The organism is Saccharothrix sp. NRRL B-16314 (genome assembly GCF_000716595.1).
Classification (GTDB): domain Bacteria; phylum Actinomycetota; class Actinomycetes; order Mycobacteriales; family Pseudonocardiaceae; genus Actinosynnema.
This window is the reverse complement of record NZ_JNXC01000052.1, coordinates 38,269-52,913: the sequence shown is the minus strand read 5'-3', so window position 1 is coordinate 52,913 and position 14,645 is coordinate 38,269. Positions and strand designations below refer to the sequence as shown.

Genomic DNA, 14,645 nt, shown 5'->3' with positions numbered 1-14,645 from the left:
CGGCGGCGTGCGCATCGAGAGCGGCGGCACGGGTGACGGTCAGCTCGGTGATCCGCAGCGAGAGGTCGGTGCCCGGGGGAGGCGCCAGCAGGTGGCGGCCCGGCCACTCCTGTACCCGGACGAGCGCAGGCCCGAGCGCGACGAGGAAGGCGCCGCAGAGCACGCCGGTGGCGCCGACGGTCAAGGGACCCGTGATGGTCCAGAAGAGGAAGCTGGGGGAGTTGTCCTCGGGCGGCAGCAAGTGGTACCAGAACGGGTACGTCGTGTTTTGCAGCATCACGGCCGGCAACGAGAGCCCGATGAACCCGGCGGCGAAGCCGGCTGTGGCGTGCAGCAACAGCCATGCCAGCTCACGTCGCACCGTCACGTCGCGCAGCGCGGCCCGGGCCCGGTGCGGCACGAGGCCGGGGCCGAGAACATCGAGCCGGGCCCGTTCCCGGTTCGCGACTGCCCGCAGCACACTCAGAGCGGAGGGCACCAGGACAATGCCGACACGAACGCAGCTGAGCAGCACGACCACGCCGATCCAGACGAGCACGGCCATTGCGAGCAACGCCGTCGCCAGGCCGCCTATCAGGCGCGCAACGGCATCGAGCGACGCCCACAGGCGCCGCGACACCCGAGTCATTCCACCTCCCGAGCCCGGACCCTATTCGATCAGCAAACTCCACATCGGACCGAGTCGACCTACCCTCCGTCGCCCACCCACCAGGGCAAGCTGGTCGCTGTCACGAGGTCGTCTGTGTCGAGAAGTCGGACGGACGTGCTCAGGCCGTCGACGCCTGGCGCCGAACAATCGCGAGCCGCACGGAATCGTTGATTCCAAGGCAGAACGTAATGTCGTCCGCTGGTCAGAGCGACCCAGACTGCAGGTGGTTCTTGGTAGCGCAGGCTGTACCTTTTGCTCCGCGGCGGCGATGCCGGCCCCGGCTCGACGAGCACGAACGCCGTCGACGCAGCGGAGGGGGACACCGTGCGCTGTTACGTCCGCACAATCCCGGCGGTCGTGGCGGCAGCTGTTCGCCGTCAGCGGCGGTAGGTGGAGCCGGCCGCCGCCGGACATGGGCCAGCGGGGCTACAGCGGCCGGGTCCCTCTCCGCGCACATCGATACAAGTGCGACGGAGTCCGCCGCTTGAGCCGATGATGGCTCGAGCAGCCCTATCAGTCGTCCGACCCGGATGCGAGCGGTCGGACGCGGGAGAACATCTCCACGTCTGACCGTCGCCCACCCACGGCCTGCCAGTTGCGCAGCAGTCCTTCCCGAACGAACCCTGCGCTGAGCGCCACTTGCTTCGACGGTTCGTTCCACGGCTCGATGCACAGCTCGACGCGCCAGCTGCCGAGCTGGTCGAACGCCCAGTCGGCGAGTCCGGTCACAGCCTCGCGAGCCACCCCTCGGCCGCGCGCGACGGCAGAACCCAATAACCGAGCCCGACCCGGCCGAGGTCGAGATCGCGCAGGCGGAGGCTGATATGTCTGACGACAGAGTCGGTGACCCGGTCCGCGATCGCTCGTGGCACCGTGATTCCGTCAGCCGACAGCTCCGTCATCCGGCGCAGGAAGCCATGTCCCGCTTCCGTGGTGCTCGTGGCCCGAACCGTCGTGATCGATGTGATGTAGGGGTCGGTCGCGGCCTCCGCCAGCACGCTCAGGTCACTCTCCCGCCACGGCCGCAGCTTGAACCGATCGGTCGCTACCTCAACGGTTGCCAAGTTCACAGTCTGCAATCGCGCCTCCTCTGTCAACGCCTCGAACGCCGACATCCAGCCGCGTGGTGGCACCTAGAAGATCTTCATCGTCCTGGTCGTGCCGTTGTTCGAGTGGTGACCGTGGGTTGTCGAACCATTGGGGCGAGTTCCCGCCGAGAGCTCGGCTTCATCTGTCATTGCTGTCGACCAGGGGTGCTCTCGCGTGAGCCGACGAAGGCGGCAAACCGCGGCATCGGTTTCAGGGAACGAGCACGATCTTGCCGAAGGCGGCACCGGACTCGAGCTTGTCATGCGCGTGCGCCGCGGCTGCGAGAGGGAACGTTTCATCGATCAGACTGGCAATGGTTTTGTCGGCGACGAGTTCCAAAAGCTTCTCCATGCGTGCGCGGAGCTCTGCACGGCTGATCGAGGAGAGGCTGAGCATGAGCAGGGTCGGGGATGCCGTGAACCGGCCGAGCAGGATCGAGCCGAAGTCCGGCGTGGGGAGACCCGCCACTCCTCCGCACAGCACGTACCGGCCGTTGGGAGCCAGCCTCTCCAGGAAGCGATCGAACTCCGGGCCGCCGACCGGGTCGATGATGATGTCGTATTCCTCGTACGCTTGAGCATCGGCAAGACGGTTCACGACAGTCGACGCCCCCAGCGCCGCTAGCCGTTCACCGCGACGAGCGGAGCCGGTCACTGCTGTCACGGCAGCCCCGAGGTGGATGCCCAGCAGGGTCGCCGTGAGCCCGACTCCGCCACCGGCACCACGGACCAAAGCCTTGTCTGCCCTGCGCACCTCGGCACGTTCGAGCGATGTCAGAGCGGTCAACGCGTTGAAACCAAGCGCGACCGCGTCCGCTTCACCGACTTGGTCGGGGAGAGCGACGACAGCCTCGACGTCTGCCGTGACCAGCTCGGCATAGCCGCCACCGGTCCGGTCCAGCATCGCGTAGACGCGGCGGCCGACCCACGCGTCGTCGACGTCCCCACCGGCCGCCACGACGACACCGGCCACCTCGATGCCTGGCACGGAACCGGGAGAACCACCGAACTCACCTCGGCGGGACATGACGTCGACGTGTCCCACACCGGCCGCCCTGACTTCTACCAGCACTTCTCCCGGTCGCGGCCGGGGATCGGGGAGGTCGGCGAGGACAAGGTTCTCCACGCCTCCGAATGCCTTCAGAACAACAGCCTTCATGATCAGCGTTTCTCCTCGGTGGGGCTGCGTCCGATTGGATCGCACTATCACTGTATGAGGCTTGGACCGGCACATGCCATGCGCGTATGTGCCGCTTTCATGCGCGATTGTGCCTATGCTTCTGGTGTGGACGTGTTCAGTGATGTGATCGGCAGCATCCGGGCCGGGCGGCCGGCGTTCTGCCGCACCTCTGGCAGCGGCGCTTGGGGACGGAGCTTCGACGACTTCACCGGGGCCGGCTTCCACGTGCTGCTCCGTGGTGCGTGTTGGCTTCTGCTGCCCGGTCGGACGCCGTTGGCGCTCAGTCCGGGCGACGTGGTGCTGCTGCCGCACGGCACTCGGCATGGGCTGAGCGAGCGACCGGATCGACCACTGGCCGATCTGCCGAGGGAGGCAAGTCTCCCCTCTGGAGCTGACTTGCGACCGGAAGTGCCGATCGACCCCGCGGTGGCGCACGCGGACATGGTGTGCGGCGCCTACGAGTTGCAACTCCGGCCGCTGCACCCGTTCTTGCGGGCGCTGCCGGACGTCGTCCACGTGCCTGCGCGGGCCGGCCGGCACCCGGCGCTACGCGCGGCGGTCGATCTCCTGGCCGCCGATGTGGTGGACGCGCTCCCCGGTGCTGACGCGGCGGTGCCCGCGCTCCTCGACCTGGTGGTGATCTACACGCTCCGCGCGTGGCTGCAGGAGGAGTCCGAGTGCACAGCCAACACCGGCTGGTGGGCCGCGCTGGCTGACCCCGCGATCGCCGAGGCACTTCAGCACATGCACCGGGAACCCGGTCGCAAGTGGACAGTGCAGGAGCTCGGTGAGACGGTCGGCCTGTCCCGAACCGCGTTCACCCGGAGGTTCACCTCCATGGTTGGACAGCCTCCGCTGGTCTACCTGACGAATTGGAGGTTGGGCATGGCCGCTCAACTGCTGCGGGAAACCGATAATCCGATCGCCCTCATCGCGGGTCAGGTCGGCTACCGGTCCGAGTTCGCCTTCGCCAACGCCTTTCGCAGAGCGTTCGGCGTGCCCCCTGGGCGTTTCCGGCGCGCTGAGCCACCTGTCAGCCGTGGTCGTGAGAGTCATCGGAAGGCAGGCGCCACCGCATCCGCCAGGTAAGTCCTCCCACTCGCGGCGGCACCACCACTTCTGCCGACGAGGGCGTCTCACAGTCCAGCGGAATGACACCTCTGATCACGGTAGGCCCGCCTGGCGGACTGACGATCTTCGTCGTGCCGGCGAACGCGGCGACCCTGCGCTGGATACCGGGCAACCCGGCGCCGTGCCCGTCGTCGGCGCCACCGTGACCGTCGTCGTGACCGTCAAGACCGAGCTACTCGCGTTCCTGAACGGCTGGCGGTGGCGCGGTGATCGGCGTTCCCGGGAATCGTCTGGTGCGGTTGCGTTCACGCACCGTGAGCAGGTGGACGAACAGCAGCACGCCGGACAGCAGCGGCAACGTCACGAGGTCCGCGATGGTCACGCCCAGTGCGAGAAGCGCGGACATGGCTTTGAACCCGACGACCCAGCCGAAGGGTGAATACCGCCACTTTGCGGCCAAGACCAGTCGGGAGAGGTGGCAACCTCGGCGATCACGCCAGGCGTTCGAGCACACGATGTTGACCGGACGGGTGGGTGAGTCATCCTCCCTGGTCGGCCGGTGCGACACCAGTGAGGGTGAGGCTGCCGGGAATGGCGGCGAAGGCCGCGAGCGTGTCGGTGGCGAGGTGCTCAACGGTCGGGTCTTGCGGCCGGTCTGCCCAGGTCTCCAGCGCGCGGTGGAACGCGGCGGCGAGGATGTCCAGCGCCAGGCGGGGGCGTAGGTCGTGTGGGTCGAGCCCGAACCTGCGGTGCAGGACGTCGAGGGCGGCGCGGACGGTGACGCCGCAGAAGTACAGGCAGTGCGCCTCGATCGCCGGAGTCCTGCCGGCCAGCCGTGTGCAGGACAGCAGCCGGTGCGCCCAGTCGCCGGTGTTCATAGTCCGCATCGCGGCGAGCACGGCGTCTTGCAGCACCTGCAGGATCGAGCGTTTCGCATCCACCGGCCGGGTTTCCAGCTCGTCGATGAACGCCTTCCACATGTCCTCGTACGGAGCCATCGCCACTTCTTCCTTGCTGGCGAAGGTGCGGAAGAACGTGCGCTTGGACACCTCCACCCGGTCGCACAGCTCGTCCAGCGTCACGCTGTCGAAATCACGTTGCGTGAACAGGCGCAGCGCGGTGTCGACGAGCGCCTCGCGTGTGCGCTGTTTCTTGCGCTCCCGCAGCGTCGGCCGTGGGCCGGGAGGCGACACGGAGTCGGTGGCCATGCGGCGACCTTACCTCAATGCCACATGCCGCTTGAAAGCAATCGCCACTCAGTGGCAAGGTGGTGCGGAACGATCACCGAACCGGGAGGCACCTATGCAGGCCCTGCTCCTCGACCACTCCGCACCCGGCCACCTCCGGCTCGGCTCGGTTCCCGACCCGGAGCCGGCCGCCGACGAGGCTGTCGTCCGTGTGATCGCCAGCTCCGTCAACCCCGGTGACCTCTACCTGGACGCCGCTCCGGAGGGCAGCGTGCCCGGTTACGACGCCGCCGGGGTCGTCGTGCGGGCGGCGGCGGACGGCTCGGGTCCAGCTGTCGGCACACCGGTGGTGACGCTCGGCTTCGCCGGCGGGTGGGCCGAGCTTCGCGCGGTCCGGACCGATTGGATCGGCGTCGCTCCGGCCGGCGCCGACCTCGCCGCCGTCAGCACGGTTCCGGTGGCGGGTACCAGTGCGCTGCGCGCGCTGCACAGGCTGGGCCCGATTCTCGGCCGCCGAGTTCTCGTGACCGGCGCCACGGGTGCGGTGGGCCGATACGCCGTGCAACTGTCCCGACTCGGCGGCGCCTACGTAGTGGCCTCCACCGGTGACCCGGACGCGAACGGTGACCAGTTGCGGGCGCTGGGCGCCGATGAGGTGGTCCGCGAGCCAGGAGACCTCGACGAACCAGTCGCCGGCGTCATCGACGTGGTCGGTGGTGAACGCATGGTGCAGGCGTACGAGAAGCTCGCGGAAGACGGCGTTCTGGTGTCGGTCGGGCACATGAGTGGCGGAGGGGAGCACTTCCCCGCCTTGGCCTTCTCCGGTCACGACGGCCGGAACAACCGCAGCATCACCTCCTTCTTCCTGGGCGCCTACGCCGGACTGTCCACAGACCTGTCCTGGTTGGCCGCGCGGGTCACGGACGGCACCCTGAGCCCAGGCATCTCCCGGCGCGAGGATTGGAAGAACGCGGGCACGGCCATTCAGGCGCTCGTGGAAGGCCGCGACCGCGGCAAGCTGATCCTCGACATCGGCCAGCACAGGTAGGACACCTCCCGCTGTTATGGCCGCGCGGATGACGTGCCATGCGTCCGGTCCCACACCAGTGGCGTGAGGCACCGGTCGACCATGCCCGCACCCTCGATCGACGTCACCTCTGCACCAGGACCGCCGGTCACCGGATCCTCACGACCGGGGGCTTGTGATCTGGTGGTCACGTCGTCGTGGCACTGCTATGCACGACCGATGCCTTCAGCGAACTGCTCGGCGCCCACAGATGCGCGCGTGCGCTGAGCCGGTACTGAGTGATAGCCAAACCCGACATCGGGCGACGTCCTCAGCGGGCGATCCTTTGGAGAGTCTCGGCGTTGCGGCCGACCGGGCAGTTCCGACAGCGTTTCTCGACCAGCCTGGTAACGAACAGCCGATGCGCTGTTCCTCCCGCGCACACCCGCTCCTGCAACGAAGACTGTCCCGCCTGCGCGATACCCGCTGGCTGTGCGACAACCGGCTGGTCCGGACGGCGCCGTCGCGGGCCACCGGAGACCGCCCAAGGCCGGGCCGCTTGGGGGTGCCACCACTACCTCGGTTGTTCAGCAAGCTGGATTGTCCACTCCGGAGGAGATGAGAAGCCTGGAATCAGTCGGTCACAGCAAGACTGACGTCCGTGGAACCCAGGAGTTGTCTGCCTTGTTCACATCCTCTTCCCACCGATATCGACCTTCCTCGGGGTATCGCCGCGTGGCCACCATGACGGCGGCGGCGGTCGCTGCAGGTGGTCTCGCGTTCGCCGGCCCGGTCCCAGCCGCCCAGGCCGAGCCTCGCCGCGACGCGGTACAGCAGAGCATCGACAAGCTCGTCGGGGTCGACCGGCACCCAGGAGCGCTGGCCGCAGTCCGGGACCGGCATGGCCGGACCCGCCACTACACGGCTGGGCGCGGTGACCTGCGGACCGGCGAGCAGGTGCCGGTGAACGGCAGGGTGAGGATCGGCAGCGCGAGCAAGATGTTCGCCTCCGTGGTCGTGCTGCAGCTCGTCGGGGAGGGCAGGCTGGAGCTTGACGCATCGATCGAGAAGTACCTGCCGGGCCTGGTGAGGGCCAAGGGCGTGGACGCCTCCAAGATCACGGTTCGCCAACTGCTGCAGCACAACAGCGGCCTGCCGGACTACACCGAGTCGATGTTCGCGCCCTTGGGCGACTTCTTCCCGTACCGGCACGTCTACCTCGAACCGCGTGAACTGCTCGACCTGGCGAACGCCCGGGAGGACGGCCGGCCTGCCGGCAGCGGCTGGTCTTACAGCAACACGAACTACGTCCTGGCCGGCCTGATCGCCCAGCGGGTCACCGGTCGCCCGTTCAACGAACTGGTGACCACCAGGGTCATCGAGCGGATCGGTCTGCGCGACACGTACGCGCCCGAGGTCGGCGAGCAGGACATCCGTGGCCGACACCCCCAGGGCTACCAGCGCAACCCGACTACCAAGGAGCTGTTCGACTTCACCCGCATGGACCCGAGCTGGGGCTGGGCAGCCGGTCAGCTGGTCTCCACACCCGACGACCTCAACACCTTCCTCCGCGCGCTGCTGGGTGGCAAGCTGCTCGAACCGGCCCAGCTGGCTCAGATGCGCACCACCATCCCGACGGACCCGGAGTCGGGCCAGGGCTACGGACTCGGCATCTTCAGCATGCCGTTGAGCTGTGGGAAAATCGCGTGGGGCCACGGCGGCGACATCCCGGGCTACTCGACTCTCAACGCGACCACCGATGACGGTCGCGCGGCGACCCTCACGGTCACCTCGCTCAACGGATCGGTGACCGACAAGTCCGTCGCCGCGGACCGGGGCGCACTCATCGACGCCGCTCTCTGCGCGAACTGACCCCGGTAGAGAAGAGGCAGCTTCCGCGATTGGGAAGCCACACAACGGCAAGGGCTCGGGCGGGTGCTCAACGCATCCAAACCCGAGCCCTTGCCGTGCGTGCGTTTCCGCCGGGATGCGACCGGTCGGGGCGTCGGCGGAGGTGGTGCTGGCTGTACCAGAGTTGTGCAGGGCAGGGGATCGTCGGGAGCCGGAGGCGCGGCAACACTATGGGTGTCAGTGCGAACCATCCAACTTGGAGAGTGTCTTTTGTTGAAAGGTCTGAGTCGCCCAGCCGGAACCAGCCCGGGCCCAGCGCGTCGGCGTCGTGGTGCGGTCGTGGCGGCAATCGCGGCGGTGGCAGTTGCCGGTATCGCGGTGACCTCGGCGGCCTCGGCGGATGCGGGCAAGGAGAAGTCGACGCCGGCTCACGACAAGTCGCTGCAGGCGGGCCTGGAGGAGTTGGTCAAGGACGGAACCCTGCCTGGGGCGCTGATGTCCGTGCGGAACCGGGACGGGCGGGTGGTGAACTACATCGCCGGGGTGGGGGACATTCGGACGAAGTCGAAGGTTCCGACGGACGGCTACGTGCGAATCGCCAGCAGCACCAAGATGTTCGTCGCGGTGGCGGCCCTGCAGCTGGCCGGCGACGGCAAGCTCTCGCTGGACGACACGGTCGAGAAGTACCTGCCCGGTGTGGTGCGGGGTACCGGTGCCGGTGCGGCGATCGACGGCCGGAACATCACGATCAGGCAGCTCCTGAACCACACCAGCGGCATGACCCGCGAGATGCCTCTCATTCCCGAGCAGGGGATCCTGCCGATCAGGGACAGGTACTTCGAGGCGAGGGAGCTGTTGGATGCCGCGCTGACCAAGGCCCCCACGTTCGCTCCTGGACAGGACCGGGTGTGGATGTACAGCAACGCCGGGTACGTGCTGCTGGGTCTCGTGGTGCAGAAAGCGACTGGACGACCGCTCGCCGAGGTGATCACGAACCAAGTCATCAACCGTGCCGGGCTGAAGGAGACGTACTATCCCGGACCGGGCGACCGCGACATCCGTGCGCCCCACCCGCAGGGCTACCTGTTCGCCAAAGACGATAAGGGCAACCCGATCCCCGGTGAGCTGGTCGACATCACCCGGTTCGACCCGTCAATCGCCGGTGCCGCAGGACAGATCATCGCGACCCCGAGTGATCTGAACAAGTTCATGGTCGCCCTTCAGGACGGCCGACTGCTCAAGCCCCGTCAGCTGGCGGAGATGCGTCAGACGGTCGAGGCTCCCGGCTTTCCCGCGGGATGGCGCTACGGCCTGGGGACCATCGAGATGAAGCTCAGCTGCGGAGTCACCGCGTACGGCCACGGCGGCGACGCCGACGGCTTCCAGAGCCGCGCCGCGATCACCCCGGACGGCCGGGCGGTCACCGTCGTCGTGACGAACGACGACCTCGGGGTCGGGGCGCCGGAAGTTCTCGCCTTCTTCGACAAGGCCCTGTGCGCCACGAAGTAAAGCCGTTTTCTTGAACACCCTCACCGGCCGGTGCGATGGAGAAACCACCGCGCCAGCCGGTGAGCTTTGTCGGCACGACCCAACGATCTGACGATGCTCAGTCAGACCGGGACGACGCGCGTCGGCTCGACTCCTGCTCAGCTGCGACTCCAAACCGGTATTCGACGCGGATGCCTGTGCGTCAGCGTTCGTCCGAACACCGGCGCGTGCCGCTGTTCGGGAGGATCGTTCGGGTCTCAAGCGCATTGAGCCATGTAGTGCACCAACGAGAAAAGCCGGACGGTGGCCGAGTGGATCGAGGCCCAGCTCGCCCTGAAGGCGACACGATCACGGCTGCGCTTCATGCAGGACCGACCACCGTCGAGCTGGTCGCAGAGGTGCCGAACACCGTTGTCGGCAAACACGACGTACACCTCGTGGACAGGCTGATCCACAACGCCGGACGCCGAAAGCCGCAGGAGCGTTGTGCGGCGGCAGGTGTCGGTACCGACGGCCCTGCACACCGCGCCCTCGCCGACGCGCGCACGACCGCAGAGCTCCCGCGCACTACCTGCGCCGGCCACCGTCGGCAGGAATGACTCGAGACTGGTTGGTGCGGTGATCCGTCGCGTTCCCAGGGATGGTGCGACTGGATCTCGGCAATGGCAGGCGTGCTGCCTCGCGCGCATGGGGTGGATCGGAGATGCGGACGATGCAGCAGAACAAAACCTGTATCTGATCGCGGGGTTGAAGGACCTGAGGCACAAGCTTGGCTACCAGCAGATCACGTACCGGGCGCTGCGGAGGGCGGCGAGGCGCACTGGCCCGGCGAGGGGCGGCACCACGTCTGGGATACGAGCCACCGATCGCAAACAACGCTAGGCGGGCCGCGGTGACAGAGTCGGGTTTCGGCGGCCGCAATTGGGTGTCAGCACGTATTTCCACGACGCCATCGCGCGGACTGAGCTACCAGGACTGGGCGACCTGCGTCTGAGAAGGCCGTCCGTCACGATGCTGAACCGCGACGAGGAACGCAGACTCCGCGAGATCGAACGATCGCTGAAGCGCCAGGTCTCGAGTTCGTCCAGCGGATCACCGCTTCGGCAACTACGGCCTGTCGGTGTGGGCCGACAGGCCGTGGTTGTGGACGTGCTGATCGCCGTCCTGGACGTGCTCAGCGGTCTCCGGTCAGTGGGCTGAGCGTTCTGCCGGCCGCGGTCGGCCGTGCCCTGCGCCTGGCAGCGGCGGCGTTGGAGGCACTTCCTCCGATGGATGACGACAGCCACACCTGGAAGTGACGCTTCACCACTCTCGCCCCGCCAAAACTCTCGATCTCTACGAGACAACCTTCAGGCGCGTTGGACGAAGTCTTGCGTCCAACGCAGCGGCTGTTGATGTTCGCGAGCCTGTCACGCCGGCGTTCAACGTGGCGGATCAGTACGGCAAGGCAGCGTTCGACGCCGTCGATCCCTCCTGGCTGATCGGCTGGGCTGAGGTCGGTCCGGGTCTGCTTCAAGCGATCAACGTCGACTCTTCGACATTGATCTCGAAATGGCTGTGTCCTTAAAGCATGAGGGCCGCGAGGTACACGTAGGCACAACGACGGTTTCCGCCGCAGGCGATGAGCCACTGGGTGAGCAGCCGAGTCTGCGGTCAGCGCGCGGACGTCCTGTCGACGTGCATCTCGACCGCGCGGCAGGAAGACGCCGCAACATCGGACTGGTCGCCACAGCCGATATCGGCTGAGAACCCGCGTGCTCGGCTGGGCATCGGGGCAGCACCCGCCAGGCGGCTCCTCAAGATCATCCGTGCGGAGCTGGACGCGAGCCACCACCAGCCTTGGAACATCATGTCGCCGCCGTGGCGGATGCGCTGTCCATCCGCTTCCACCACCCAGCTCACCTGCCCGCCGAACAACAACCAACCCGACAAGATCATTCTATTAAGAGCTTCAAGGGGTTGCCGGTGCAGGAAACGCGTGTCGTGGCCGAAACGGTTGCGGGTCGTACAGGGGCAGCGCAGTCCATCAGATCGTGGAAATAGGAGCCGTGACGGGATCTCCACCATCGTTGTCCTGTGGAAACCCCACATCTTTGGTCATCCTCGGCCAGTCGTCATACGGACGGCCGGTCCGACGAGGCTGGGCTTGAGGCATTGCGCCCAGGGTGACCCGCTTGCCGTGCGGATGCTGCGTCGTTCGTTGGCCGACGACCTGCTTGCCGGACAGGACAGGAAATATTTCGAGCGTGCGTTCGACATCCTCCTGTCTTTGCAAGGCCAGCGCTGACGGAACTGGATCAGGCCGCCGCTCGCGTGAAGGCGCGTTCCGGGTCCGGTAAATCCGCGCCGTCGGGAGGTTCCATTTCCGGACCACCGCCAACATTCGCACGATGACCACCATCTGAACAGTGACGACCGCCACGACCTCGGGGGACAGGTGCAGGGTGAACCCGAGTCCTACGAGGACCCCACCACCGAACGCGGGCAGCGCGTAGATCTCCTTGTGCAGCATCGTCGGCACTCTCATGACCAGGACCTCGCGCATCAGGCCACCACCGACAGCGTTGATCATGCCGATGATGCCGGCCACGTAGACCGGCGTACCGTGCTCCATCGCCCTGGTCGCGCCGGTGATGGCGAACATGCCCAGTCCGACCGCGTCGCAGAATCGCAAGGGCATGTCGAACCGCCACAGCCGCGGGTACCAGAGGACCACAATCGCCGCTATCGCCAAGCTGGCCACGAAGTACCACGCGGTCAGCAACCCGATCGGTGGCTCGACCCCGAGGAGGATGTCCCGCAGTACGCCACCGCCGATCGCGGTGAGGATCGCCGCCGTGCCGATCCCAAACAGGTCCAGACGCGACCGTGCAGCATCCATGGCGCCCGCGAACGCGAAAGCCAAGATGCCCAAAACTTCCATGACCACGAACACAGCTTGACCCCAAGATGTCCGAGAATGTGGCAGTTACCGAAAGCAGGTGAAGGGTCAGACGATGATCTCGTCATACGCCAGCAGTGTGGCCACAGTGTGCATTCCTACGAGTAGCCCTCTGTGGGAAGGCGGACTGGGCCACCTGATGGTGCCTATTTGGGTCCACGCCCCGTTACCCAATCGAGCCGAACCGGGCAACGCGAGTACGAAGTAGACCACCACACGCGATGGCAGCTTCCGTACGCGACATTGCACCCGCCGGGTCACGTCAAGCACCTCGTCCACCAGTGCAGACGCTTGTATGGTAGGGATGCGATCATTCGGACTTGTTCTCGGCGCAAGTACTTCGCCGCTCCGCGGCGACGATAAGTTGTCGCGGAGCACACGCTTCATTTCCGCGAGCCTCTGAGGTTCTTGCGGTAGCTGGAGAAAAGCGTGACACCGCTGGCGACGGCGACCATCCCGAAAGCGGCGCTGATGTAGGAGCTCAGGCCGAAGGCTTGAGTGGCGACGTTGGCCACGACGCTGCTGACCAGGAGCACCGCCAGCAGCGCTCGGCTGCGGGTGAGCGAGGAGTTCGGTTCCTTGTTCATGACGGAGAAGTTAGTTGTGTTCGCCAGTGCCGCCCATACCGCAGGCTTCCAGGTGTCAGGTAGAGCAGGCTGTACTTGTCCTCGTGAGCAGGTGCAATGGTTTCGGCTCAGATACCGGGGGAACGTCCGTGCAGCCGCCCTCGAACCGGGCCGGCCAGTCGAGGCCGGTGGGGATGACGTGTCACCCTGTGCCGCTCGAAAAGTCATCGCTGCTGGTCAAACGGCATGTCTGTACTCGTTGATGAGGCCGCCGAGGATGCGGGTGCGGAGCACTTTGTGGGTGTCGAGGTCGTGTACCGCGGCGGGGTGTTGCTGAGCTTCGGGTGGTAGCTGGTCTCGGGCTTGGTGGGGGCGGTGTCGGTTGTAGTGGTCTTCGTAGGTCTTGAGGACTTGTCGTGCGTGGCTCTCGCCGGTGATCAGGATGTGGTCGAGGAGTTCGCGGCGGAGGGTGCCGATGACACGTTCGCAGTGGGCGTTCATCCGGGGCGCCTGTGGCGCGCTCTTGATGATGCGCAGGTCGTCGGCCAGGAAGACGGCGTCGAACGCCTGGCCGTACTTGCCGTCGCGGTCGCGGAGCAGGAATCGGAGTGACTCCGTCCGGTGTCCGAGGTCGGCGGCGAGGTTCCTGGCCTGTTGCGTGGTCCATACCTGGGTTGGGTGGGCGGTGACGCCGGTGATGTGCAGGCGTCGGGTGTCGTGTTCGAGGAACGCGAGTGCATACAGGCGTGTGCCGAGCACGGTGTCGAGGTGGAGGAAGTCCGCCGCGATGATGCCCTGGGTCTGGGCGGTGAGGAACTCCCGCCAGGTCGGGCCACTGCGGCGGGGTGCCGGGTCGATGCCCGCGTCGTGCAGGATCCGCCAGACCGTCGAGTGGGCGACGCGGTGGCCGAGCCGGGCCAGTTCGCCCTGGATCCGCCGATGACCCCATCGGGTGTTCTCCTTGGCGAGCTGCAGTACGAGCCTCTTGGTTGCGGCTCGGGTCGGTGGGCGTCCGGTGCGTCGACGGGCGGAGTAGTCCCACTTACGAGCCATGAGTCTGCGGTGCCAGGCGAGCAGGGTGCCCGGTGTAACCGGAAAGACCTCCCACCACCGGTGACGGTCCACCAGCCCGGACAGGGCGGCGAACCAGAGCCGATCCGCGGACTCGTAGCGGACCCGACCTGCGAGTTGCCGACGGAGTACGGCGTTCTCGTGCCGCAGTACGAGCAGTTCGGCGTTCTTCGCCGCCTCGCTTCGGAGGAGCACCGACGGGATGCACAGCAGCTTCCGGGTCGCCTTGTACAGCAGGGACACGATCACCTGGCCATGGTCCCAAGACGGTGGTGCCTCGCTCTACCAGCGGCGATGACTTTTCGAGCGGCACATGCCTCGTCTTCGATGGTCAACCACCGCGGTCCGACAACAACAAGCAGGACATCGCTGTCGCGCAAACGCCTCAGGATCTGATCGGGGAAGTCGCTGCCGACAGGAATCGAACGATTGTCGAAGAATACATTGCTTACGCCGAAGCGCTCACTCAACGCCCGAGCCAGCAAGTCGGCGGCCCAATCCCCATCCCTGGTGCGATAGTTGACGAAGACGCCGCCCATGCTGCCCC

Annotated in this window: 17 protein-coding genes; 4 read left to right on the top strand and 13 right to left on the bottom strand. The window is 66.7% G+C overall.

From position 1 onward, the window contains the following. The 4 genes from OQ02_RS37950 to OQ02_RS37940 all read right to left on the bottom strand — a co-directional run. On the bottom strand, positions 1 to 619 hold a 619-nt coding region (locus OQ02_RS37950), incomplete at its 3' end, for a sensor domain-containing protein (protein WP_197043685.1). A gap of 543 nt (positions 620 to 1,162) precedes the next feature. Continuing rightward, positions 1,163 to 1,378 carry a GNAT family N-acetyltransferase gene (locus tag OQ02_RS43250; RefSeq protein ID WP_051773347.1) on the bottom strand — a complete coding sequence of 72 codons (216 nt, stop codon included), beginning with the start codon at positions 1,376 to 1,378 and terminating at the stop codon, positions 1,163 to 1,165. After that, positions 1,375 to 1,764, bottom strand: a complete 390-nt coding sequence (locus OQ02_RS43245; protein WP_051773345.1) for a GNAT family N-acetyltransferase — start codon at positions 1,762 to 1,764, stop codon at positions 1,375 to 1,377. The genes OQ02_RS43250 and OQ02_RS43245 overlap by 4 nt, the downstream gene beginning before the upstream one ends. Positions 1,765 to 1,948: 184 nt before the next feature. Beyond that, positions 1,949 to 2,896 carry a quinone oxidoreductase family protein gene (locus OQ02_RS37940; RefSeq protein WP_033443516.1) on the bottom strand — a complete coding sequence of 316 codons (948 nt, stop codon included), beginning with the start codon at positions 2,894 to 2,896 and terminating at the stop codon, positions 1,949 to 1,951. Positions 2,897 to 3,022: 126 nt separating this feature from the next. On the opposite strand from OQ02_RS37940, the gene OQ02_RS37935 reads away from it, so the two are divergent. Continuing rightward, positions 3,023 to 4,006 (top strand): AraC family transcriptional regulator, encoded by a 984-nt coding sequence (locus OQ02_RS37935; protein WP_051773341.1) that lies wholly within the window; start codon positions 3,023 to 3,025, stop codon positions 4,004 to 4,006. 214 nt (positions 4,007 to 4,220) lie between these two features. Here OQ02_RS37935 and OQ02_RS44480 read toward each other — a convergent pair whose 3' ends face one another. Next, a complete protein-coding gene (locus tag OQ02_RS44480) occupies positions 4,221 to 4,394 on the bottom strand; it encodes a hypothetical protein (RefSeq protein WP_156077570.1) in 174 nt (57 codons plus the stop codon). A gap of 133 nt (positions 4,395 to 4,527) precedes the next feature. Next, positions 4,528 to 5,196, bottom strand: a complete 669-nt coding sequence (locus tag OQ02_RS37930) for a TetR/AcrR family transcriptional regulator (RefSeq protein WP_051773339.1) — start codon at positions 5,194 to 5,196, stop codon at positions 4,528 to 4,530. Between OQ02_RS37930 and OQ02_RS37925 the strand changes: the two genes are divergently transcribed. The 3 genes from OQ02_RS37925 (at position 5,195) to OQ02_RS37915 (ending at position 9,541) form a co-directional block, all read left to right on the top strand. Further along, the gene (locus OQ02_RS37925; RefSeq protein ID WP_331281574.1) at positions 5,195 to 6,223 is read left to right on the top strand and encodes a zinc-binding dehydrogenase; all 1,029 of its coding nucleotides are present in this window, start codon (positions 5,195 to 5,197) and stop codon (positions 6,221 to 6,223) included. The two genes, OQ02_RS37930 and OQ02_RS37925, sit on opposite strands and share 2 nt — an antisense overlap. A 702-nt stretch (positions 6,224 to 6,925) precedes the next feature. Next, complete coding sequence (locus OQ02_RS37920) at positions 6,926 to 8,053, top strand: serine hydrolase domain-containing protein (RefSeq protein WP_033443526.1); 1,128 nt, start codon at positions 6,926 to 6,928, stop codon at positions 8,051 to 8,053. Positions 8,054 to 8,272: 219 nt separating this feature from the next. Further along, positions 8,273 to 9,541 (top strand): serine hydrolase domain-containing protein, encoded by a 1,269-nt coding sequence (locus tag OQ02_RS37915; protein ID WP_197043683.1) that lies wholly within the window; start codon positions 8,273 to 8,275, stop codon positions 9,539 to 9,541. A 1,153-nt stretch (positions 9,542 to 10,694) separates the two neighbouring features. Here OQ02_RS37915 and OQ02_RS44475 read toward each other — a convergent pair. The 7 genes from OQ02_RS44475 to OQ02_RS43235 form a co-directional block, all read right to left on the bottom strand. Continuing rightward, positions 10,695 to 11,036, bottom strand: coding sequence for a hypothetical protein (locus OQ02_RS44475; RefSeq protein WP_156077569.1), 342 nt, complete (start codon positions 11,034 to 11,036; stop codon positions 10,695 to 10,697). Positions 11,037 to 11,173: 137 nt separating this feature from the next. Further along, the gene (locus tag OQ02_RS46405; protein WP_033443512.1) at positions 11,174 to 11,458 is read right to left on the bottom strand and encodes a hypothetical protein; all 285 of its coding nucleotides are present in this window, start codon (positions 11,456 to 11,458) and stop codon (positions 11,174 to 11,176) included. Between the two features lie 88 nt (positions 11,459 to 11,546). Then, positions 11,547 to 12,455: a trimeric intracellular cation channel family protein gene (locus OQ02_RS41745; protein ID WP_051773337.1), complete on the bottom strand. Its 909-nt coding sequence runs from the start codon at positions 12,453 to 12,455 to the stop codon at positions 11,547 to 11,549. Between the two features lie 54 nt (positions 12,456 to 12,509). Then, positions 12,510 to 12,848 (bottom strand): transposase domain-containing protein, encoded by a 339-nt coding sequence (locus OQ02_RS47370; protein WP_081916238.1) that lies wholly within the window; start codon positions 12,846 to 12,848, stop codon positions 12,510 to 12,512. Beyond that, positions 12,845 to 13,048 (bottom strand): hypothetical protein, encoded by a 204-nt coding sequence (locus OQ02_RS37895; RefSeq protein WP_033443511.1) that lies wholly within the window; start codon positions 13,046 to 13,048, stop codon positions 12,845 to 12,847. Before OQ02_RS37895 ends, OQ02_RS47370 begins: the two co-directional genes overlap by 4 nt. A 216-nt stretch (positions 13,049 to 13,264) precedes the next feature. After that, positions 13,265 to 14,347 (bottom strand): integrase core domain-containing protein, encoded by a 1,083-nt coding sequence (locus OQ02_RS37890; RefSeq protein WP_033443510.1) that lies wholly within the window; start codon positions 14,345 to 14,347, stop codon positions 13,265 to 13,267. Continuing rightward, positions 14,344 to 14,637 carry a toll/interleukin-1 receptor domain-containing protein gene (locus OQ02_RS43235; protein WP_081916237.1) on the bottom strand — a complete coding sequence of 98 codons (294 nt, stop codon included), beginning with the start codon at positions 14,635 to 14,637 and terminating at the stop codon, positions 14,344 to 14,346. The genes OQ02_RS37890 and OQ02_RS43235 overlap by 4 nt, the downstream gene beginning before the upstream one ends. Positions 14,638 to 14,645 lie beyond the last annotated feature (8 nt).